The organism is Butyricicoccus intestinisimiae, assembly GCF_018918345.1.
GTDB classification, from domain to species: Bacteria; Bacillota; Clostridia; order Oscillospirales; family Butyricicoccaceae; genus Butyricicoccus_A; species Butyricicoccus_A intestinisimiae.
Map to the genome: position 1 here is coordinate 82,882 of NZ_JAHLQI010000004.1, position 21,381 is coordinate 104,262.

The following is a 21,381-nucleotide window of genomic DNA, read 5'->3' on the forward strand; positions in this document are numbered from 1 at the left end:
GTATCAAATGTGCTTGTGCAGCAGCTGGAGAACCATGCGCAGGGAATCCAGATCAATCTGTCCCGGTGCAGAAGCTGCGCCAATCGTACCGAAGGTCACAGCGCTGCCGAAAATTTCGCCGCTCAGACGGCTGATGATGCCGCTCTGACCCATGGACATGGTGATGAGCGGGCAGTCGCTCTCGCGCGACATCTGCTCCGTGGCGTACAGCAGCTCCAAGACATCGTGCTTGTCCTTTGGCATGACGGCGATTTTTAAAATATCCGCGCCGACACTCTCCGCATGCTTCATGCGGGCGATCAGCTCTTCATGCGGCGGGGTGCGGTCAAAATCGTGGTTGGAGATAATGACCGGCATGCCGTGGCTGTGTGCCAGATCCGTCAGCTCCTTGACAATCTCGTCACCGATGAACAGCTCGACATCAATCATGTCGACCAGATGCTCCTCGATGGCGGTGCGGTACAGCTCAACGTAGTATTCCGGTTCAATCGGCTGCTTGCCGCCCTCACCGATGGTACGGAAGGTCAAAATAAACGGCTGGTCGTCCAGAATGCCGTGCAGGATGCGGGAGGCGCGGCGAACCATGTTGATGTCATGGAAATCCGCAAAGCGGTCAATACGCCATTCAATCAAATCGAAATTTTTGCGCTGCATGCCGCGTGCCTGAGAGAAAATCTCGCGCAGGTTGGTGGCAACGATTGGAACACAAATTTTCGGAATGCCGCTGCCGATGCAGCAGTTCTTTACACAAACATTGCTCATGCTATCTTCCTCTTTCTATTTCTAACCAAGTGGTGGAACTCTTGCTTTTTCAAGTTTATCATATTTTCGCAAAAAATACTATGCATTCTGTGTAAAAAATTGCGGCGTGCGCAAAAAAGAACAGACAGATATTACAGAAGAACAAAACCGACCCAACCGGACAGCAGGCCGATGCAAAAGCCCGCGATGACATCGCGCGGAAAATGCACGCCGCCCAGCACCCGCATGACGGCAAGCCATACCGTGATGAGCAAGCCGATTGCGCCGAGGCAGGGAACCGTGTACAAAAAGGCGCAGGAGATAACGGCGGAAGAAAACACATGCCGGCTTGGAAACGAGTGGCCGCGCGTGTCTTTGTGGATGAGGGGCCGGATGTCCAGCTGTTCATAGGGGCGCGGCATATTGACGCGGTCACGAAAGACAGACACCAGCACAAACGAAATGGCGGGCGTCAGAAAAACGGTTGCCAGTCTCGCGTCCTTTTGCAGCAGCAGCGTGAGCAGCAGCAGCGGATATGTAAGGTAGACGAGCAGCGTCAGCACCTTGTTGATACACAGCAGCGCCTTGGTCAGGCTCGGATGCCTGCGCAGCGGGCGCGTCCAGACTTCATAATCCTGAGCAGTCATAAAAAACACTCCTTTGGTCAAACGAAATCACCTTTTTGCATCTGCGGCATAGAATGCAACAGAACATCTGAGATGGAGGGAAAACATATGAGTGAACGCGTAACACCCGGCCCAATCTGCGGAGAAAAGCCCATCCGTGAGGCGGTCTGCACGCATACTAGAAAAGTCTATGACGCCTGCCGCTCCAAGGAATGCATCCGCGATTTGCGAGTTTATCTGACGCGGCAGTCGCAGGAGCTGTTGGAACGCTCGTCCAGTGTCAAGCCGCGCCGCGCAGAGCTGCTGTGGGTAGACATTGACGTACAGCCGGTGGACTTTAACCGCGGTTTTTTCCATGTGGATGTCCGCTATTACTACAAGGTATTCGCGGAAATCAGTGCGGGCTGCGGCCGCATGCAGGACATTTGCGGTCTGGCATATTTTGACAAGCGAACGATTTTGTACGGCAGTGAGGGCACGGCGCGCATCTTTACCTCACAGGCCGGTGCGCCGAACGCACAGACCATCGAGCGCACGAACAAGCCGGAGGCAGTTGTTGAACCATTTGCCCCGCTCAATGCGAGGATGCCAAGGGCAGCGGCACGCCGTCCTTGGACGCAAAGGTCAGCGTATCGCCCTCATAGATGAACTTGAGGGAGAAAAACGGCTGCGTTTCGTCAAACAGCAGATTTAGAAAAATTTTGTCGCCTTCCCATGCGGGCAGAGAGAGCAGCTGTTCGCGCGGAATCCATTCCAGATCGCCCTCGTCGCATTCGATAAGATTGCCGGTGAAGCCGTCCGCCGTGAACAAATGCATGTACTCGGTCTCCCAGATGTCGGAAACAAAGGTCACAATGCCGCGGTATTTGTAGTGCGTCAAGGTCAGACCGGTTTCCTCCTTGGTCTCGCGCACAACGCAGTCCTCCGGACTCTCTTTGTCTTCAAATTTGCCGCCGATGCCAAGCCATTTGTCATGGCTCTGGTCATTTTTCTTTTTCGTGCGGTGCAGCATCAAATAATTGTCATTTTTCTGAATATAAATCAGCGTTGTATTGCGCATCAAAATCACCTGACTTTCTGTCTGTTATTGTAAAAGATTCGGAGGAAAAACGCAATGAATTTCTGCATATACTTGTCGGATAGGAGGGAAGAACATGATTCCATTGCGCATGGCGGCATACTGCCGCGTATCCACCCAAAAACAGACACAGCTCGACAGTCTTGTCCATCAGCGCTTGTTTTTTGCATCGTATGCGCGCAGCAATCAGCTGCACTTGACGCATATTTACGCGGATGCGGGCATTTCCGGCAGACAAATGCGCAACAGGACGGAATTTTTACACATGCTGGACGATGCACAGGCGGGTGCGTTTGATGTGCTGTGCGTCAAGGATATTTCGCGCTTTGCGCGCAACACGGTCGACTGCCTGCAGGCGGTGCGCCAGCTCAAGCAATGCGGCGTACAGCTTCGATTTTTGTCGGAAGGACAGGCGTGCATGGGGGATTCGGAATTTATTCTGACCGTATACGCGTCACTGGCGCAGGAGGAGAGCGCGCATTTGTCCAAGCGCATCAAATTTGGCAAGGACATCAATGCCAGACGCGGACGGGTGCCGCCGGTGATTTTCGGGTATACGCGCACCGGATTGTTTTCCCTGCGCATCCAGCCGAGAGAGGCGGAGACGGTGCGGGAGATGTTTCGGCTGTATCTCGCGGGCATGGGTGCAGCGGGCATCGCGGCACACTTAAATCATGCGGGACGTTTCACAAAGCGCGGAAACAGATGGGATGCACGCGGCGTGCGGCGCTGTCTGGACAATTCGATTTACTGCGGCGTGTTCGTCAATCATAAAAGCACCGTGGTTGATTACTTGGAGGGAAAGACGCAGGCGCTGCCGCAGCAGGATTGGTATGTGCATGCGCGGCCGGAATGGGCGATTGTCTCGCGGGAGCTGTTTGAAGCCGTGCAGGGCGAGCGCCGCCGTCGGCGGGCGATTGCTGCACAGGGAAAAGCCTGCGGCACAAACAGAAACACTTGACCCGCTGGTGCTGTCCGCCAAGATTATGGAGCCGGAGTGCCGGTGCGGCTGCTGCTGTGATTTGAGCGAGGTGCCGGAACCGCTGAGCTGCCTGTTCGGTGACGACATCATTCTGGACACCGGCGTGAAAAAGCTGTTTGTCACGCTGGGACAGTTTTCCATTATCCGTTTGGAGCGCGACATTCAGCTGCTCATGCCGGCATACGACATCTGCATGCCTGCCAAGGACTGCAGCTGTTCCGGCGGCTGCTGCAAACAGGAGGACCCGTGCGAGATGTTCAGCCGATTTGAATTTCCGGTTGAGGAATTTTTCCCGAAGGACGGGCGGGGCGCGCCGAGTGATTTCGACAAGGATTGCGGATGCCGTCCCAAAAAGGACGAATGCCGCGGCTGCCGCAGCTAAACAAACCGCGCCAGTGGGCGGGAAAGCCGGAGAGAAATTTCCGGCTTTTTTGCTTTGTACGCCGCAAAACTATTGCGAAAATGGTGCATTCGTAGTACAATAAGTTTGATTTTATTTGCGGAATCAGATGGGAACGAGGAATGCTTTGCGGGTTTACGGCAAAGTGTACGAAGAAGGTTTCGCTTTATGATTTGATTTTTACGATATGACGGTTTTATCCGGATGGAATAGGAGAGACAGCATGTTTGAGAGTGTAAAAGAACTGCTTAGCGCAAGAGAAACGCTGGAGACGGTTCAGGAACAAATCGCAGAGTCCGAAGCCAAACTGCAGGAGCTGCAGGAGCAGCTCAAGGATGCTGAGGCAGAACTTGCCGCACGCAATGATACCATCGCAAAGAAGGATGATATTGTCATTGCGATTCACAAGCAGACGACAGAAGAACGGCAAAAGATTGTCGACCACTATGACAAGCTGGAAAAAGCGGCGCACAGCAAGCTGGACAAGACGGAGGATTTGCTCAAGAAGGCGGAGACGCATTTTGAGGACTGCGAGCGGCAGGTATACTGCATGGCGAATTTGTACAAGGCGATGCGCGCAGCCATTTCCCGCTACAGCCTGTCCTCCGTGCCGGAGGACATCGCAATCACGCCGGAAGAGATGGAGGAGCTTCGTCTGACAGAGGAATCTGTTGGTCTCAAGATGCACTCCTACAAGATGGAAGATCTGCACAAAATGCATGAGGCAAACAACACGCTTCTGGAACAGCTGCTGGCGCGGTATGAAATGCGCCTGAGCATGCCGACCGACCGCGTGGTATTCCAGCTCATGACACTGGGGCTGCGTGCAGAGCTTCAGCAGATTATCAGTGAGCTGACCTACGGAGAACTGAGCCGTGCACAGGTGCGGCTGCATCTGGCTGTGAACAAGTACATGAAAATCGTGTCCTTTGGCAAGCTGCCGTCTACCGATGAATTGGCGGCATATGCTTCCGAACTGGAAGTGCTGCTCAAGGAGACCCTGCGTCTGGAACATACCTATTTGGAGCGTCAGTCGGATTACGAAAAGCACAAGCGCATTTTCGGTGATCCGGATGAAACGGATGCACAAAACGCAGCTACCTGAACCCTGCACGAGCGGGCTCTTCGGTCCAAGTGGTCGGAGAGCTCCTTTCTTTTGAATCAACGACTACGAAAAAATGAGGTACGAATTTTATGAAGCTCTCTCGGAAGCTGAAACGAATCCTGCCGCGCGTGCAAAAGCCTGCGCGATATGTCGGCGGCGAATGGGGTTCCATTGTCAAGGATAAGGAAAACGTTGACCTGCGTTTTGGTATGTGTTTTCCCGATACCTATGAGGTGGGCATGTCCCATTTGGGAAGCCGCATTTTATACGGCCTGCTCAACCATCAGGGCGGCATTTGGTGTGAGCGCGTCTTTGCGCCGTGGATTGACATGGAAGCAGAGCTGCGAAACGCCGGTATTCCGCTGTATGGACTGGAAAGCGGAGACCCGATTACCGAACTGGATATTTTGGGCTTTACGCTGCAATATGAGCTGTCGTTTACCAATGTGCTCAACATGCTGGACTTGGGCGGCATTCCGGTGCGCGCCTGCGACAGAAAGACGCTGAAAAACTTTGTTGTGTGCGGCGGTCCGTGTGCGTACAATCCGGAGCCACTCGCGCCGTTTGTCGATGCGTTCCAGATTGGCGACGGCGAGGAGATTATGATTGAGTTTACCGATCTCTACCGTCAGGCAAAGCGGGAAAATTGGAGCAAAGACGAATTTCTGCGCAAGGCGTGCCATATCGAAGGTCTGTACGTGCCGTCTTTGTACGATGTGACGTATCACGAGGACGGAACCGTGGAGGCTGTCACGCCGAAGGACGGCGCACCGGCATTTATCCAAAAGCGCATTGTACGCGACTTGGACAACATGTACTATCCGGAATCCTTTGTGGTTCCGTCTACGGAGATTGTCTTTGACCGCGCGATGGTCGAGCTGTTCCGCGGATGTCCGCGCGGCTGCCGCTTCTGTCAGGCGGGTCATACCTATCGCCCGCTGCGCAAAAAGAGCGCAGATGTCTTGCTCAAGCAGGCAAAGGCCGTGCTGGACAATTCCGGCTATGAAGAAATTTCGCTGTCCTCGCTGTCCACCAGTGACTATTCCGAGCTGCCGAAGCTCGCCAATGATTTGCTGGATATTTGCGAAGAGCGCCGCGTTAGCCTGTCGCTGCCGTCGCTGCGCGCAGACTCCTTCAGCATGGAGCTGATGGAGCGCGTGCAGAAGGTGCGCAAGAGCGGTCTGACCTTTGCAGCAGAGGCGGGCAGTCAGCGCCTGCGTGATGTCATCAACAAAAATATCACAGAAGAAGATTTGCTCACGGCGTGCACCTATGCCTTTGAGGGCGGATGGAACAACGTCAAGCTGTACTTTATGATGGGTCTGCCGACCGAGACCAACGCAGATTTTGACGAGATGTCTCAGCTGTGCAAGAACATCGCGTATCGCTGGCGCATGACGACGCCAAACCGCGCGCGCGGCGTCAAGATTACGGCGTCTACCTCCTGCTTTGTGCCGAAGCCGCAGACCCCGTTCCAGTGGGATGCACAGGCGACCAAGGAAGAACTGGATGAAAAGACCGCATATCTGCGTCAGGTCATGAAGACCAAGAACGTGACGTTCCGCTGGCATGCGTCGGATACCAGCTTCTTGGAGGGCGCCTTTGCCCGCGGCGACCGCCGCATGGCAGAGGTGCTGTATACGGCATGGAAGTCGGGCTGCAAGATGGACGGCTGGGAGGACTGCTTCTCGCTGGAGAAGTGGATGGATGCATTCCGGACCGTCGGACTGGATCCGGCGTTTTATGCAAACCGGCAGCGTCCGCTGGATGAGGTGTTCCCGTGGGATCACATCGGCTGCGGAACGACAAAAGAACACCTCAAGAGAGAGTGGGAGCGCTCGCGCAGAGCGGAACCGACTCCGTCTTGTCTCGAAAAATGCGCTGGCTGCGGTGCGGCCGGCTTGTTGAAAGGATGTGCGTGCAGTGTTTAAGGCAAGAATGCGATTTTCCAAGACCGATGAAGCGGCATATATTTCTCATCTGGATTTGATGCACTGTATGCAGCGCATCATCACCCGTGCAAAGCTGCCGGTGTGGTACACCGAGGGCTTCAACCAGCACATTTATATTTCCATCGCTCTGCCGCTGTCCACCGGATACTCCGGTGAGTGGGAATTTTTGGATTTCAATTGTACGGCGGAACAGCTGCCGGAGGACGCGGTACAGCGCATGAATGCGGTGTGCCCGTCCGGCATTTCCGTGCAGGAGATGTATTCCATTGAAAACGGCGCAGGCCGAAAAGTCCGCGATATTGCGTATTCCAAGTTTGAAATTACGTGGGAGTTTGACAACGGCGTGCCGGAAGATTTTTGTGAGCGCGTACAGGCGCTGTTTGCACAGGAAGAACTTCTCATCATGAAGAAATCCAAGCGCGGCGAAAAAGAAGTCAACATCAAGGACTATATAAAGGCGCTCACGCTGGAGCCGGATACCGACTGCGTGCGGTGCTATGCAATTCTCGGCGCGGGCAACAACAACCTGAGTCCGGAGTATCTCACCAAGACCATCGCACGCGATTTGCCGGATTTGACGCCGGACGGCGCAAACTATCATCATCTGATGGTATATGATGCAGAACTCAACGAATTTCGATAAACTGGATGATATAGCATGAAAAACACAACTTCAAGACAAATTCCAAAACAACAGATTGCGCATCAGCTGGAGTATATCGAACAGGTGAGCCGCCGCAATGCGCTGCTGCCGGAGCAGCAGTGGTTTTTCTGCCAAACCTTCGGCTGTCAGCAGAATGAGGCGGATACCGAGCGCATTGCCGGTATGCTGCGCGACATGGGCTATCAGCGAACCGAGGATTATACCAAGGCGAACGTGATCGTTGTCAACACCTGCGCCGTGCGGGAGCATGCGGAAAAGCGCGTGTTCGGCATGATGGGCAAGTACACGCATCTGAAAGACAGCCGCGACGATTTGGTCATTTGCATGTGCGGCTGTATGGTACAGCAGGAGCACATCACGGAAAAAATCAAAAAGAGCTATCCGCGCGTGGATATTGTGTTTGGCACGCATATGCAGTGGCGCTTTCCGGAGCTGCTGCTGCATCGTCTGAGCGGAAGCAAGCGCATTTTTGAGATTTCCGGTGACTCGAAAGGCGAAATTGCCGAGGGTCTGCCGGTACAGCGTGGCGAGGGCTGCCATGCATGGCTGTCCATTATGTACGGCTGCAACAATTTCTGCACCTATTGCATCGTGCCGTATGTGCGCGGCAGAGAGCGCAGCCGGCAGCCGGAGGACATCGAGGCAGAGCTGCGCTGCTTGGTAGAAGAAGGCTATAAAGATATCACGCTGCTCGGACAGAATGTCAATTCGTATGGCAAGGATTTGGGCATCGGCATGGATTTCTCCGATTTGCTGGCGCGGCTGGATGCCGTGCCGGGCGAATATCGTCTGCGGTTTATGACCAGCCATCCGAAGGATGCTTCGGAAAAGCTGTTCCGCACGATGGCGGAGGGAACGCATATCAGCCATCAGCTGCATTTGCCGTTCCAGTCCGGTTCCAATGAAATCCTCAAGCGCATGAACCGCGGCTACACCAAAGAGGCGTATCTGTCGCTGCTTGCGGCGGCAAAGACATACATGCCGGATCTCGTGCTGTCCTCGGATATTATCGTTGGCTTCCCCGGTGAGACCGAGGAAGATTTTCAGGGCACGCTGGACGTCGTTCGGCAGGGGCAGTATGACCAGCTGTTCACGTTTTTGTATTCCAAGCGCAGCGGCACACCGGCGGCAGAAATGCCGGATGCGGCGACGCAGGAGGAAAAACAGGATCGCTTCAACCGTCTGCTGGCGGCACAGGAGGAAATCAATCAGGTGCGGCAGGATGCCTATCAGGATCGGGAACTGAGCGTGCTGATTGACGGCTTGTCCAACGGCAAGGATGACAGCGAGTTTACGCACTGCGGCCGCACGGACGGCGGACTGCTGGTGCTGGTTTCCGGAGAGGATCTGCACGTAGGCGATTTTGTCGATGTGGTCATTACAAAGACTTCTCTGCGCGCGCTGTACGGCAGAGCGGTTAGAAAGGGGTATCATGGCTGAACTTACGCCGATGATGCGGCAGTATTTTGAAATTAAAAATCAGAACAAAGACGGCATTTTATTGTATCGCCTCGGTGATTTCTATGAAATGTTCTATGATGACGCCAAGATTGCATCCAAAGAGCTGGACTTGGTTCTGACCGGAAAAAACTGCGGACAGGAGGAACGGGCGCCGATGTGCGGCATTCCGTTTCATTCCTGCGAGAGCTACATTGCCAAACTGGTAAAAAACGGTCACAAGGTATTTATCTGTGAGCAGACCGAGGACCCCAAAAAGGCAAAGGGACTTGTGCGGCGCGAAATCATCCGCACGATTACACCGGGCACGGTCATTGAGGCGTCTATGCTGCAGGAGGACTGCAACAATTATATTGCGTCGGTTTATTTCGGCGTCGGGGGCGTGGGTATTTGCTTTGCGGATATTACAACCGGCGAGATACTCGCAACCGATATGTCCGGAGAAGAGATGACCATTTACACAATGAACGAAATCGGTCGGTTTACGCCGAAAGAAGTGCTGCTCAATCCGGCAGCGGCGGATGACGGCGCATTGGTCGATTTTTTGCATGAACACATGGATTCCGGCTTGGAGCGCATGACGGAGGAGCAGTATGATTATGCGGCATGCGAACAGCTGGTGCGCAGGCAGTTTGCCGCCAGCGCAGAGCCGACGATTTTTACCGACCATCCGATGATTGTGTGTGCCGTTGGTGCCCTGCTGCGCTATCTGATGGACACCCAACAGTCGGACCTGTCCAATTTGGACACGCTGCAGCTGTACTATCAGGGACAGTATCTCGAGCTGGATCTCAATGCCAGACGCAATTTGGAGCTGTTTGAGACCATGCGCACCAAGGAAAAGCGCGGCTCGCTGCTGTGGGTGCTCGATCACACCAAGACGGCGATGGGCGCACGTATGCTGCGCCAGTGGATGAGCAAGCCGCTGCGCAGTCCCAACCAGATTGCACAGAGACAAAAGGCAGTCGGCGAGCTGAAGGACGATCTGGTGCGCCGCACGGCGCTTGCCGATGAGCTGCGCCAGATGTTTGACATCGAACGTCTGATTGGACGCATTGTGTACGGAACAGCCAACTGCCGCGACATGCGCAGCATGTTTGCCACGCTGGAGCATGTGCCGGAAATTCGCATCCAGCTGGCACAGTGCCAGTCCTCGATGCTGCAGGTGCTGTGCGAGTCGATGGATGAGCTGCAGGATATTAAACAGCTCATTGACGCGGCGATTGTAGACGATCCGCCGTTTTCTCTGCGTGAGGGCGGCTTTATTCAGAACGGATACAGCGAAGAACTGGACAAGCTGCGCGACATCGCGTCCGGCGGCAAGGGCTCGATTGCGGCGATTGAAGAGCGCGAGCGCGAGGCAACCGGCATCGCCAAGCTGAAAGTGGGCTATAACCGCGTCTTTGGCTATTATATTGAAGTTGCGCGTTCGCTGGCGGATAAAGTGCCGGCACATTACGTGCGCAAGCAGACGCTCGCCAACGCGGAGCGATATATTACAGACGAGCTCAAGCAGTACGAAAATACCGTCCTGCAGGCACAGGAGCGCATCACAGATCTGGAATATCAGTTGTTTACCGAGGTGCGGGAACAGATTTCCGCCGCGGTGCACCGCATTCAGATTACCGCGCAGACGCTGGCACAGACTGATGTGCTGTGCGCGCTGGCGGAAGTGGCGGATTTGTATCAGTATTGCTGTCCGGAGGTAGAATATTCTCCGGTCATTGACATCAAGGACGGCAGACATCCGGTTGTCGAACGCATGCTGCGCGATACCATGTTTATCGCCAATGATACACTGCTGGATGACAAAGCCAATCGCATCGCCGTTATCACCGGACCGAATATGGCGGGCAAATCGACGTATATGCGTCAGGTCGCTTTGATTACGATTATGGCGCAGATGGGTTCGTTTGTTCCGGCAAAATCGGCGCGCATCGGCATCGCAGACCGTGTGTTTACGCGTGTCGGCGCATCGGATGATTTGGCGAGCGGACAGTCGACCTTTATGGTCGAGATGAGCGAAGTGGCGGATATTTTGACGCATGCAACCCGATTCAGCTTGGTCATCCTCGATGAGATTGGCCGCGGCACGTCGACGTTTGACGGCATGAGCATTGCGCGTGCGGTTGTGGAATACATCGCAGACCCGAAGAAAATCGGCGCGCGCACCCTGTTTGCCACGCATTATCATGAGCTGACTGCGCTGGAAGACTTGATGGACGGCGTCAAGAACTACAACATCGCGGTGAAAAAACGCGGCGAGGACATTACGTTTTTGCGCAAGATTGTTCCGGGCGGTGCGGATGACAGCTACGGCATTGCCGTGGCAAAGCTGGCGGGCGTTCCGAAGCCGGTGCTGCGCCGCGCAAAGGCGATTTTGAAGGATCTGGAGGCACATGCGCCGAAAATCGAGGTGCGTGAGGTCGAGGAGGAAGAAGAACCGCAGATGTCGCTGACGAATTACCGCTCGGACGATGTGGCGGAAAAGCTGCGCGGCGTCAATGTCAATACGATGACGCCGATTGAAGCGCTCAATCTTGTCTTTGAGCTGCAGAAGATGGTGGAATAATCCCGCCAAGACGTGTATAATAAAAAACACAAATCAACTGGGAGGTGTGCTGCATGGCAGTGATTCATGAACTGGATTCTCACATGGCGGATCTGATTGCCGCCGGTGAAGTGGTCGAGCGCCCGTCCTCTGTGTGCAAAGAGCTGGTGGAAAATGCAATTGACGCCGGTGCATCACAGATCACAGTGGAGCTGGAAAACGGCGGCATTACATATCTTCGCGTTTGCGACAACGGCTGCGGCATGGCGCCGGAGGACGCGCCGATTGCGTTCCGCCGCCACGCGACGAGCAAAATTCGCACGCGGGAGGATTTGAGCGCCATCGGTACGCTGGGATTCCGCGGCGAGGCACTCGCCGCAATCAGCGCCGTTGCGCGCGTGGAGCTGTTTACCAAGCAGACCGGATGCATGGAGGGCGTGCATGTGTCGCTGGAGGGCGGAAAAATGACGGCGAACGAGCCGGCAGGCTGTCCGGACGGCACGACGTTTATCATTCGCGATTTGTTTTATAACACACCGGCGCGCATGAAGTTTTTAAAAAAGGATTTTACCGAAGCGGGATATATCCTGTCTGTGGTGGAGCACGCCGCCGAGAGCCATCCGGAAATCAATTTTCAGTGTATTCGAGACGGCAAACGCGTGTTTCATGCTCCGGGAAACGGCAGCCTGCAAAACGCCGTGTTCAGTGTGTTCGGCAAGGAGCTGTCCAAAAATCTCATTGAGATGCCGGAAAATACGCTCAACGGCATTCGCGTGTGGGGCTACATTTCCAAACCGCATGCGCCGCGCGCCAATCGAACCTATCAGCATTTCTTTGTCAACGGGCGATTTATCAAATCCAAGCTGGTGCAGGCGGCGATGGAAGAAGCATACCGCAACAGCATCATTACGGGAAAATTCCCATACGGCTGTGTCTGCATTGATTTGCCGTTGGGATTGGTGGATGTCAATGTCCATCCGGCAAAGACCGAGGTGAAATTTGCGGAGGAGAAAAAAGTATTCTCCGCGGTGTATGCCGCAGTGAAAAATGCACTGGCGGGCGAAGAAAACATACCGGAGATTGAGGCGAAGCCATGCAAGCCGCTGGCAGATGTCCTGCCGAGCACGCAACCGGAACCGCAGGAAAAAACAGAAGTGCTTGCGCGTTCCGCCATTCGCCTAACACCGCGCGTGTCGGACGAGCCCAAGCGCAGCACAGACACCTTGCAGCAGGCAAGCGCCTATCGCAGTGGGGCTTGTGTCGGAGCGCCCAAACGCGCGAGCTTTCTGCCGTTTGTTGATGTAGACGCCAGAGACGAGCGCGCGCTGGAACATGTCGGTGCGCCGAAGCCGGTGAAAGAGCCGGTGAAGGAGCCGGTTCGGCCTGCGCAGCCGATGCCTGCCCTGCAGCCCGCGCAGCAGCAAGCGAAGGAAAAAGAAACGCTCATCGACGATATGCCAAAGGCACATGTCATCGGCAGCTGCTTTGACACGTATATTTTGGCAGAGGACGAGAGCGGGCTGATTTTGATTGACAAGCATGCGGCACACGAACGCATTTTGTTCAATCAGCTGAGAAAGCAAGTGGACATTCCGACACAGATGCTGCTGCAGCCGGTCGTTGTCGATTTGTCCGGCGAGGAATACGCGGCAATGATGGACGGCATGGAACAGATTCAATCCATTGGCTTTGTCATGGAGCCGTTTGGTCAGCACAGTGTTGCCGTGCGCGAAGCACCGGCGTACATTGACGCGGGAGATTTGCCCATGACCGTGTCGGAGATGGCGCAGAAGCTGATGGATCGCCGCACACCGGTGCCGGATCGTTTGGATGATTTGATTCATACGGTTTCGTGCAAAGCGGCAATTAAGGGCGGCTGGAAAACCAGCATGGAAGAGCTGCAATCGCTGTGTGACCGCGTGCTGTCGGATCCGGAAGTGACCTGCTGTCCGCACGGCAGACCGGTAACGGTTCGGCTGACCAAATATGAGCTGGATAAAATGTTCAAGCGGGTGAATCAGTGATGAAACAAAAACTTATTTGCATTGCCGGTCCAACAGCTTCCGGCAAAACGGCACTGTCCATCGCGCTGGCGAAACAATTGGATACCGAAATCATTTCCTCGGATTCCATGCAGCTGTATCGCGGCATGGATATCGGCACGGCAAAGCCGGATGCCGCAGAACGAGACGGCGTTGTGCATCACATGTTTGACGTGGCGGATGCCGGAGAGACGTTTTCGGTGGCAAAGTATCAGCAGATGGCGGATGCCTGCGCACAGGATATTTTGTCGCGCGGCAAAATTCCCATCGTGTGCGGCGGCACAGGACTGTACCTGGATGCCCTGATTGAGGGCAGCGTGTTTTCCGGCGATGAGACCAATCTGGAAGCGCGGGAAAAATACAATGCCATTGCACGGGAGCAGGGCGCGCATGCGCTGCATGAAATGCTGCGTGCTGTTGATCCGGTATCGGCGCAGCGCATCCATGAAAACAACGTCAAGCGCGTGGTGCGGGCACTGGAGGTGTACGACCAGACTGGCATGACCATCAACGAATGGAACGCGAAAAATAAGCGGCCGGAGCCAAAGTACGATGCAATTTTGTTTGCCCTGTGCCCGTCAGATCGGCAGATGCTGTATGACCGCATCGACCGCCGCGTGGATCAGATGGCGGAACAAGGACTCGTTGCAGAGACCGAGCGCCTGTGGAAGAGCGGAAAGCTCATCGGCACGGCGGGACAAGCCATCGGCTACAAAGAGCTGGTGCCGTATCTGGAAGGACGGGAGAGCTTGGAAATCTGTCTGGACACGCTCAAGCGCGCATCGCGCAACTATGCCAAGCGGCAGTTGACGTGGCTGCGGCGTGACAGCCGTGTGCACTGGCTGCAGTACGACGCACCGGAAGATTTTTCCGGAATTCTTCAGCAAGTGACAGAAATTTTATCTGAACGTGGTGTAACATATTGAAAGTATCTCTATACATCACGGGAGGATTCTTTTATAATGAAAACAGAAATCAACTTACAGGACACTTTTTTAAACAGGGCACGGCAGGACAGAGTTCCGCTGACTGTCTTTCTCACCAATGGATTTCAGCTGCGCGGCGTAGTGCGCGGGTTTGACACGTTTGTCATCCTGTTTGACTGTGATGGCAAGCAGGAAATGATTTACAAACACGCCATCTCCACAGTGATTCCGCAGCGCAAGCTGGAAATGAACGGAAGAAGGGAAGCAGTCACGGCATAAGACCCTCTGTTCGGAGGAGTACTTTCTATGGCATTCAAAGGAAATCCGTTTCGGCGGAAGCGTTCCAATCAAACATCCAATGTGTGGCAGGTCGGCGGACTGCGCATTAACCGCGCGCTTCGCATACCGATCATTATTTTTGGAATTATTTTTGTATACAGCATAGTCGGTTTTGCCATCAGTCACTACAATCCGGTCAAAACGACACCGGCACAGCAGGTGTCGCTGGATGACTCTTTTTCTGCGAGCGGATACTTTATCCGGCAGGAGCAGACGGTAGATATTGCAGAAGGCAACACAGTGGAGTACAATTATTCTGACGGCGACAAAGTGTCCAAGGGGGCAGCGCTCGTCACAGAGTATTCCAACCAAGATGCGCTGACGGTCAGCCGCGAGCTGAAAAGCATCAATGACAACATTGAGCAGCTGGAGACGTTTAGTTCTACATCGTCTACAACGACAAATTCCAGCCGACTCAACCAAAAAATCATCGACCAGATGAATCTGCTGAGCGAGCAGGTAGACAACGGTTCGCTGGGACAGGTTGCGTCGATTGCCTCGGAGCTGCGGCAGCTGGTTTTGAAAAGCGGCTCGGTCTCCGACAACAGCAAAGACATCAAAAAAGAGCTTGCCAACCTGAAACAGCAGGCAGCTTCGCTGGAATCCCGCTTGGACGGCAAGACGACCAATATCTATTCTCCCTGTGCCGGCTATTTTTGTGAGTCCGCAGATGGATACGAGAGCATTTTTACACCGGATGTCGTGGACGAGCTGACCTTGTCCTCGCTGGAAAAGCTGTCGAAGAAAAATCCGGCATCCACGTCCGGCAAGGGAAAAGTGGTATCGGGCTATGCCTGGTATTACGCCGCAAAGGTCAGCGATGCCGACGCCAAAAATCTCAAGCAGGGCAACAGCGTCAAGCTGCGCTTTTCACAGATCAGCCAAGATGTCTCCGCAACCATACAAGCGGTGCGGGACGATGAGAGCAATGACAGCACGCTGGTTATTTTCCAGTCGGAGGATATGGATGTGGAGCTGGTTTCCATGCGGGAGCAGGTGGCAACGGTTGTTGTGGATTCGTATGCAGGCCTCAAGGTGCCGAAATCTGCGGTGCGCATGGAAAATGACGAGATGGGCGTCTATGTTCTGTCTAATTCTGTGGCAAGCTATAAAAAGATTGACCCGCTGTACGAAGGAAGCGATTTCTACATTGTAAAGCAAAATGTAACCGGCAATGATTCGTTGGTTGTCAATGACGATATTATTGTGGAAGCCAAAGATGTGAATGACAAGAAGGTAATGAAATAATGACAGAGGAAGAACGCAAGACTATCACACAAGCGGTGCAGACCGCAAAAAAACGCATTGCGGAGGCCGCCATTGCTTCCGGACGCAAGCCGGAGGACATTACGCTGGTCGCTGCGACAAAGATGAATGACGCAGAGCGCGTCCGCGCAGCCATTGCGGCGGGCGTGGATGTCTGCGGCGAAAACCGCGTGCAGGAGCTGTTGGAAAAGTATGAGCAGCATGCGTATGACGGCAAGCCGCTGCATTTTATTGGCACGCTGCAGACCAATAAAGTGAAATACTTAATCGGCAAGGTGTCCATGATTGAGTCGGTCAGCTCGGTAAAGCTGGCAAAGGTCATTGACAAGGAGGCTGCCAAGGCCGGAATCTGTCAGGACATTCTGCTGGAGCTGAATATCGGCAGAGAGGAGAGCAAACTGGGTATTGATCCGGACGAGATTGATTCGGTGATCGAACAGGTTGCTCAACTGGAGCATGTTCATGTGCGCGGACTGATGGCAATTCCGCCAAAAACGCAGCCCAATCAAGAAAAAACTCTTTATTTTGACAGAATGTCTCAACTATTTATTGACATATCGGCGAAAAAATACGATAATATCACCATGGACTGCTTGTCGATGGGAATGAGTGCTGATTATTGCGAGGCAATTTCCTGTGGGGCAACAATTGTCCGGCTGGGTACGGCGCTGTTCGGCGCCCGCCACTACTGAGAAATTAGATTTGTTCCATTCAGGAGGAAGCAGAAATGGGTTTAGTAAATGATTTTAAACGCTGGGTTAGCGGCGAGGTCGATGACGATGACGATTTCGACATGGACGAGGGTCCGGTAGAAGAGTCGGAAGCCAGAGAGGCATCTTCGCACTACAGCTATCGGGAACCGGCGCGAACAGCTGCTGCATCTGATGCACGGCAGAACACGCAGGTTGAGCCGCGCAGAAATAATCAGGTGGTCAACATCAACGCGACAACCAAGCTCGCGGTTGTTTTGGTAAAGGCAGATCAGTTTAACAACGTTGCGGACATCGCAGATCATCTGAAAAATAAGATGACGGTTGTTCTCAATCTGGAAACCACAGATAAAGAAACATCCAAGCGCATGCTGGACTTTATGAGCGGCGTTACATATGCCATTGAGGGCAAAATCAAGCGCGTGGCGAACGACACGTATTTGATTACCCCGCTGGATGTGGAAATTGTCGGTGATGATTTGATTAGCGAACTGGAAAACAGCGGAATGAAGTTCTGATGGTTTCCGGCTGAGAGGTATGGATTTCATATGATTCTTGCAAGCATTACGATTCGAGTTCTTGGCATATTGCAGTGGCTCATTATCATTCGGGCGCTGTGTTCGTGGTTTCCGCAGGTACAGCAGTCCGCAGTGGGAGAGTTTCTGTACACCGTGACGGAACCGATGCTTGCGCCATGCCGCAATCTTTTGAGCAGATTTCAGGTAGGACGGGGCATGATGCTGGATTTTTCACCGCTGATTGTTTTTCTGCTGTTGGAATTTGCACGGCGGATAGTTTATGCGCTGCTGTGACGTGCAGGTTTTCGTGGGATTCGTCCGGCCGGGTTTATCCCGGCCATTTTCCGGTTCTTGCCGGTCGTTTGATTTCAGGGAGGTAACATGTTAGGTTCTAAGGAAATCCGAGATTTCACACCGGAGAAAGCGGTATTTGGCGGCTATGATGCCAGAAGCGTCGACATGATGCTGGATCAGGCGGCGGATGACATGGAAGCTCTGGAACGGGAAAATGCAGAACTGCGGGCGAAGCTCAAGGTTATGGTGGACAAAATCGAAGAATACCGCCGCATTGAGAGCGGAATTCGGCAGGCACTGATGACCGCGCAGGGCATGGCGGACAAAACCAAAAAAGAAGCGAGTGAGCAGGCCGACCAGACGCGCACCCAAGCGCAGGAGGATGCGGAACAGCTCAAGCGCGAAACAAAAGAACAATGCGAAGCGATCGTCAGACGGTATCAGGTGCAGGCTTCTCAGGAGCAGGCGCGTCTGCGGCTGGCGCAGAAGGAAGCCGCTTCCTTTATAGAAAAAATGACCCGCGCCTTCCGCGAGGAGAGCGAGAGAATCGCTGCGATTCCGCAAAAAGAAGGTGTGGAGTTTACCTCTATCTCGGATCACACAGTGCACAGTGACGCGACAAGCGAAACGATTGAGGGGCACGTGGAAGGTCCGGCAGAGCTGAAGATACCGAAGTCGCCGGAAGAAAATCCGGGAACCGATATTCCCGCAGATATTTTAAAAATTTTTGCTGATGCCCAGCACACATCGCATCTTGATGGAATAGAACAGGATGCCTACACGGTGGAAGTGAGCGGCTCGCAAAATCATAACAATTTTATTGGAGAATAAACAGCGAGGCTGTTTAGGATAGAATCCCGCCGAACCGGCGGGACGGCGCCGATTCAAAAAAGAGGACGGCGTCGAGAATCAGAAAGGATGGTACGGTTACATGCCGCAGGATTACAACAAGACAATCAATCTTCCGCAGACCGATTTTCCGATGCGCGCGGGTCTTCCGAAGCGCGAGCCGGAATTTTTGGAGAAGTGGGAGAAAGAGGATATTTACCATACAATGATGGAGAAAAACGAGGGCAAGCCGCTCTTTATTCTCCACGATGGCCCTCCGTACGCAAACGGCAATCTGCATCTGGGTCACGCACTGAACAAGATCCTCAAGGACTTCATCGTGCGTTACAAGAATATGGCAGGCTTCAAGGCGCCGTATGTGCCGGGCTGGGACACCCACGGTCTGCCGATCGAGCGTCAGGCAATTGCCGCTTTTGGTCTGGACAGACATAAGGTCAGCAACAAGGACTTCTGCGACAAGTGCAAGGAGTTCGCACTGGAGCACGTAGACACCCAGAGAACCCAGTTTAAGCGTCTGGGCGTTGTCGGTGACTGGGAGCACCCGTATCTGACGCTGACCAACGATTTTGTTGCAAAGCAGGTCTCCGTCTTTGGCGAGATGGCAAAGAAGGGCTATATTTACCGCGGCATGAAGCCGGTATACTGGTGCCCGCACGATGAGACTGCTCTGGCTGAGGCTGAAATTGAGTACAAGGACAACAAGTGTGCGTCCATCTACGTCAAGTTCGCAGTCAAGGACGATCAGGGCAAGATCAGCTCTGTCATCGGCACAACAGAAAACGTATACTTCGTGATTTGGACGACGACTACGTGGACACTGCCGGGCAACCTGGCAATTTCTCTGAATCCGCGCTTTGAGTATTCTTTTGTAAAGGTACCGAACGGCGAGATTTACGTGCTGGCTACCGATCTGATTCCGTCTGTCATCGCTGCTGCAAAGATTGAATCGTATGAGGTTCTGGGCACCATCATGGGCTCTGAGCTGGAGTATGTGACCACGCAGCATCCGCTGATGGATCGCGAGTCTTTGGTTATCGTCGGCGACCACGTTACGCTGGAAGCCGGTACCGGCTGTGTACACACGGCACCGGGCTTTGGCGCAGAAGACTTTGTTGTGTGCCAGAAGTATCCGGAAATTCCGATGATCGTTCCGGTAGACAGCAAGGGCATGACCACAGCTGATGCAGGCAAGTACGCAGGTATGTTCTATGAAGATACCAATGCGATTATCCTGCACGACCTGACCGAGAACAACGCGCTGCTGGCTGTTGAGACTATTGAGCACTCTTATCCGCATTGCTGGCGCTGCAAGAAGCCGATTATCTTCCGCGCAACCGAGCAGTGGTTCTGCTCCGTAGACGCGATGAAGGACAAGGCCGTAGAGGCTTGCCACGGCGTCAAGTGGATTCCGGCTTGGGGCGAGGATCGCATGACCTCCATGATTCAGGAGCGTTCTGACTGGTGCATTTCCCGTCAGCGCACATGGGGTGTTCCGATTCCGATTTTCTTCTGCAAGAAGTGCAAGAAGCCGCTGATTAACGACGATACCATTTCCGCTGTTGCTGCACTGTTCCGCGAGAAGGGCACCAGTGCTTGGTTCGATACCGATGCCGCAGACATTCTGCCGGCAGGCACCAAGTGCGAGTGCGGCTGCTCTGAATTTACCAAGGAGACCGATACCATGGACGTATGGTTCGACTCCGGTTCTTCTCATGCAGCGGTTCTGGAAGAGCGCGACGAGCTGGCATATCCGGCAGATCTGTATCTGGAAGGCAACGACCAGTACCGCGGCTGGTTCCAGTCCTCCATGCTGACCTCCATCGCTACCAAGGGCGTTTCTCCGTACAAGACGGTTATCACCCACGGCATGATTGTTGACGAAGAGCGTCAGAAGATGTCCAAGTCCAAGGGCAACGGTATGAGCCCGCAGGAAATCACCCAGCAGTACGGTGCAGATATTCTGCGTCTGTGGGTATCTTCCTCTGATTACCGCGCTGATATGAAGATCTCCAAGAAGATGTTCAAGCAGCTGTCTCAGAACTACCTGAAAATCCGCAACACCGCGCGTTACATCATGGGCAACTTGAACGGCTTCACGCTGGATCAGATGGTGCCGTATGACCAGATGCTCGAGCTGGATAAGTGGGCACTGATGAAGTGCAATGAGCTGGTCGGCCGCGTTCGCGCAGCATACGACAGCTACGAGTTCCACGGTGTTATTCACGCAATCCACAACTTCTGTGTTGTCGATATGTCCAACTTCTATCTGGACGTCATCAAGGATCGTCTGTACTGTGACGACGGTCTGAGCCGCCTGTCCGCACAGACTGCGATTTACCGCATTCTGGATTCGCTGGTTCGCATGCTGGCGCCGGTTCTCTGCTTCACCGCAGATGAAATCTGGCACGCAATGCCGCACGCAGCAGGCGACGACGAGCGCAACGTTGTCCTCAACGACATGCCGGAGTACGATTCTGCCCTGACCTTTACCGATGCCGAGGCAATCAAGTGGGAGAAGATCATTGCTGTCCGCGACGATGTCAATAAGGCATTGGAGCAGGCACGCGGTTCCAAGCTCATCGGCAAGCCGCTGGAAGCAAAGGTTACCATCACGGCTTCTGAGAACGCCAAGGAATTCTTGGACGGCTGCGGTCAGGATCTGGCAAAGCTGTTTATCGTTTCTGCTGTCGATGTACAGACCGGCGAGGGCGAAGGCGACAGCTACGAAGCACTGGGCGGCGTGAAGATTGCCGTCAGCCATATGGAAGGCGAGAAGTGCGAGCGCTGCTGGATCTATGATCCGACTGTTGGCAGCAATGCAGAGCATCCGACGCTGTGTGCGCGTTGTGCTTCTGTACTGGGCAACAAGTAAAATCAAAT

Annotated in this window: 20 protein-coding genes; 17 read left to right on the top strand and 3 right to left on the bottom strand. The window is 53.9% G+C overall.

The genetic code is table 11. The annotated features are described in order from the left end of the window. Positions 1–3: 3 nt before the first annotated feature. Positions 4–762, bottom strand: a complete 759-nt coding sequence (gene aroD / locus KQI75_RS08635) for a type I 3-dehydroquinate dehydratase (RefSeq protein WP_216470387.1) — start codon at positions 760–762, stop codon at positions 4–6. Positions 763–893: 131 nt separating this feature from the next. Then, positions 894–1,388: a phosphatase PAP2 family protein gene (locus KQI75_RS08640; RefSeq protein WP_216470388.1), complete on the bottom strand. Its 495-nt coding sequence runs from the start codon at positions 1,386–1,388 to the stop codon at positions 894–896. An 87-nt stretch (positions 1,389–1,475) separates the two neighbouring features. Between KQI75_RS08640 and KQI75_RS08645 the strand changes: the two genes are divergently transcribed. Beyond that, on the top strand, positions 1,476–2,015 hold the full coding sequence (locus KQI75_RS08645; protein WP_216470390.1) for a hypothetical protein: 540 nt from the start codon (positions 1,476–1,478) through the stop codon (positions 2,013–2,015). On the opposite strand, the gene KQI75_RS08650 is transcribed toward KQI75_RS08645, so the two are convergent. After that, positions 1,942–2,427: an NUDIX hydrolase gene (locus KQI75_RS08650; RefSeq protein ID WP_216470392.1), complete on the bottom strand. Its 486-nt coding sequence runs from the start codon at positions 2,425–2,427 to the stop codon at positions 1,942–1,944. The two genes, KQI75_RS08645 and KQI75_RS08650, sit on opposite strands and share 74 nt — an antisense overlap. Positions 2,428–2,521: 94 nt before the next feature. Between KQI75_RS08650 and KQI75_RS08655 the strand changes: the two genes are divergently transcribed. From KQI75_RS08655 to ileS, 16 genes are all read left to right on the top strand, one after another. Next, complete coding sequence (locus KQI75_RS08655) at positions 2,522–3,406, top strand: recombinase family protein (RefSeq protein WP_216470394.1); 885 nt, start codon at positions 2,522–2,524, stop codon at positions 3,404–3,406. After that, positions 3,363–3,809 carry a hypothetical protein gene (locus tag KQI75_RS08660; RefSeq protein ID WP_216470396.1) on the top strand — a complete coding sequence of 149 codons (447 nt, stop codon included), beginning with the start codon at positions 3,363–3,365 and terminating at the stop codon, positions 3,807–3,809. Before KQI75_RS08655 ends, KQI75_RS08660 begins: the two co-directional genes overlap by 44 nt. Before the next feature lie 241 nt (positions 3,810–4,050). Continuing rightward, on the top strand, positions 4,051–4,932 hold the full coding sequence (locus tag KQI75_RS08665; protein ID WP_216470398.1) for a hypothetical protein: 882 nt from the start codon (positions 4,051–4,053) through the stop codon (positions 4,930–4,932). Positions 4,933–5,021: 89 nt separating this feature from the next. Further along, positions 5,022–6,863 carry a TIGR03960 family B12-binding radical SAM protein gene (locus KQI75_RS08670; RefSeq protein WP_216470399.1) on the top strand — a complete coding sequence of 614 codons (1,842 nt, stop codon included), beginning with the start codon at positions 5,022–5,024 and terminating at the stop codon, positions 6,861–6,863. Then, positions 6,856–7,527, top strand: coding sequence for a TIGR03936 family radical SAM-associated protein (locus KQI75_RS08675; RefSeq protein ID WP_216470401.1), 672 nt, complete (start codon positions 6,856–6,858; stop codon positions 7,525–7,527). The genes KQI75_RS08670 and KQI75_RS08675 overlap by 8 nt, the downstream gene beginning before the upstream one ends. Before the next feature lie 15 nt (positions 7,528–7,542). Continuing rightward, positions 7,543–8,988, top strand: a complete 1,446-nt coding sequence (miaB, locus tag KQI75_RS08680; protein WP_216470403.1) for a tRNA (N6-isopentenyl adenosine(37)-C2)-methylthiotransferase MiaB — start codon at positions 7,543–7,545, stop codon at positions 8,986–8,988. Next, positions 8,981–11,578: a DNA mismatch repair protein MutS gene (gene mutS / locus KQI75_RS08685; protein ID WP_216470405.1), complete on the top strand. Its 2,598-nt coding sequence runs from the start codon at positions 8,981–8,983 to the stop codon at positions 11,576–11,578. Before miaB ends, mutS begins: the two co-directional genes overlap by 8 nt. 53 nt (positions 11,579–11,631) lie before the next feature. After that, on the top strand, positions 11,632–13,581 hold the full coding sequence (gene mutL / locus KQI75_RS08690) for a DNA mismatch repair endonuclease MutL (RefSeq protein ID WP_216470406.1): 1,950 nt from the start codon (positions 11,632–11,634) through the stop codon (positions 13,579–13,581). Beyond that, positions 13,581–14,525 carry a tRNA (adenosine(37)-N6)-dimethylallyltransferase MiaA gene (gene miaA / locus KQI75_RS08695; protein WP_216470407.1) on the top strand — a complete coding sequence of 315 codons (945 nt, stop codon included), beginning with the start codon at positions 13,581–13,583 and terminating at the stop codon, positions 14,523–14,525. The genes mutL and miaA overlap by 1 nt, the downstream gene beginning before the upstream one ends. Before the next feature lie 36 nt (positions 14,526–14,561). After that, positions 14,562–14,804 carry an RNA chaperone Hfq gene (hfq, locus tag KQI75_RS08700; RefSeq protein WP_216470408.1) on the top strand — a complete coding sequence of 81 codons (243 nt, stop codon included), beginning with the start codon at positions 14,562–14,564 and terminating at the stop codon, positions 14,802–14,804. Between the two features lie 27 nt (positions 14,805–14,831). Further along, positions 14,832–16,112, top strand: a complete 1,281-nt coding sequence (locus KQI75_RS08705; protein WP_216470410.1) for an HlyD family efflux transporter periplasmic adaptor subunit — start codon at positions 14,832–14,834, stop codon at positions 16,110–16,112. Continuing rightward, a complete protein-coding gene (locus KQI75_RS08710; protein ID WP_216470412.1) occupies positions 16,112–16,822 on the top strand; it encodes a YggS family pyridoxal phosphate-dependent enzyme in 711 nt (236 codons plus the stop codon). The genes KQI75_RS08705 and KQI75_RS08710 overlap by 1 nt, the downstream gene beginning before the upstream one ends. Positions 16,823–16,857: 35 nt before the next feature. Next, positions 16,858–17,358, top strand: coding sequence for a cell division protein SepF (locus KQI75_RS08715; RefSeq protein ID WP_216470414.1), 501 nt, complete (start codon positions 16,858–16,860; stop codon positions 17,356–17,358). Positions 17,359–17,388: 30 nt separating this feature from the next. Further along, a complete protein-coding gene (locus KQI75_RS08720; protein WP_216470416.1) occupies positions 17,389–17,652 on the top strand; it encodes a YggT family protein in 264 nt (87 codons plus the stop codon). An 87-nt stretch (positions 17,653–17,739) separates the two neighbouring features. Then, on the top strand, positions 17,740–18,483 hold the full coding sequence (locus KQI75_RS08725) for a DivIVA domain-containing protein (protein ID WP_216470418.1): 744 nt from the start codon (positions 17,740–17,742) through the stop codon (positions 18,481–18,483). Positions 18,484–18,583: 100 nt separating this feature from the next. Continuing rightward, positions 18,584–21,373 carry an isoleucine--tRNA ligase gene (ileS, locus tag KQI75_RS08730; protein WP_216470421.1) on the top strand — a complete coding sequence of 930 codons (2,790 nt, stop codon included), beginning with the start codon at positions 18,584–18,586 and terminating at the stop codon, positions 21,371–21,373. The last annotated feature ends 8 nt before the right edge of the window (positions 21,374–21,381 follow it).

Excerpts from the sequence above, each read along its gene's own strand:
- KQI75_RS08640 (WP_216470388.1), bottom strand. The coding sequence starts at position 1,388 with ATGACTGCTCAGGATTATGAAGTCTGGACGCGCCCGCTGCGCAGGCAT.
- KQI75_RS08705 (WP_216470410.1), top strand. The coding sequence starts at position 14,832 with ATGGCATTCAAAGGAAATCCGTTTCGGCGGAAGCGTTCCAATCAAACA.
- KQI75_RS08710 (WP_216470412.1), top strand. The coding sequence starts at position 16,112 with ATGACAGAGGAAGAACGCAAGACTATCACACAAGCGGTGCAGACCGCA.
- KQI75_RS08720 (WP_216470416.1), top strand. The coding sequence starts at position 17,389 with ATGATTCTTGCAAGCATTACGATTCGAGTTCTTGGCATATTGCAGTGG.
- KQI75_RS08725 (WP_216470418.1), top strand. The coding sequence starts at position 17,740 with ATGTTAGGTTCTAAGGAAATCCGAGATTTCACACCGGAGAAAGCGGTA.
- hfq (WP_216470408.1), top strand. The coding sequence starts at position 14,562 with ATGAAAACAGAAATCAACTTACAGGACACTTTTTTAAACAGGGCACGG.
- mutL (WP_216470406.1), top strand. The coding sequence starts at position 11,632 with ATGGCAGTGATTCATGAACTGGATTCTCACATGGCGGATCTGATTGCC.
- mutS (WP_216470405.1), top strand. The coding sequence starts at position 8,981 with ATGGCTGAACTTACGCCGATGATGCGGCAGTATTTTGAAATTAAAAAT.
- KQI75_RS08655 (WP_216470394.1), top strand. The coding sequence starts at position 2,522 with ATGATTCCATTGCGCATGGCGGCATACTGCCGCGTATCCACCCAAAAA.
- KQI75_RS08715 (WP_216470414.1), top strand. The coding sequence starts at position 16,858 with ATGGGTTTAGTAAATGATTTTAAACGCTGGGTTAGCGGCGAGGTCGAT.
- miaB (WP_216470403.1), top strand. The coding sequence starts at position 7,543 with ATGAAAAACACAACTTCAAGACAAATTCCAAAACAACAGATTGCGCAT.
- miaA (WP_216470407.1), top strand. The coding sequence starts at position 13,581 with ATGAAACAAAAACTTATTTGCATTGCCGGTCCAACAGCTTCCGGCAAA.
- KQI75_RS08670 (WP_216470399.1), top strand. The coding sequence starts at position 5,022 with ATGAAGCTCTCTCGGAAGCTGAAACGAATCCTGCCGCGCGTGCAAAAG.
- aroD (WP_216470387.1), bottom strand. The coding sequence starts at position 762 with ATGAGCAATGTTTGTGTAAAGAACTGCTGCATCGGCAGCGGCATTCCG.
- KQI75_RS08645 (WP_216470390.1), top strand. The coding sequence starts at position 1,476 with ATGAGTGAACGCGTAACACCCGGCCCAATCTGCGGAGAAAAGCCCATC.
- KQI75_RS08665 (WP_216470398.1), top strand. The coding sequence starts at position 4,051 with ATGTTTGAGAGTGTAAAAGAACTGCTTAGCGCAAGAGAAACGCTGGAG.
- ileS (WP_216470421.1), top strand. The coding sequence starts at position 18,584 with ATGCCGCAGGATTACAACAAGACAATCAATCTTCCGCAGACCGATTTT.
- KQI75_RS08650 (WP_216470392.1), bottom strand. The coding sequence starts at position 2,427 with ATGCGCAATACAACGCTGATTTATATTCAGAAAAATGACAATTATTTG.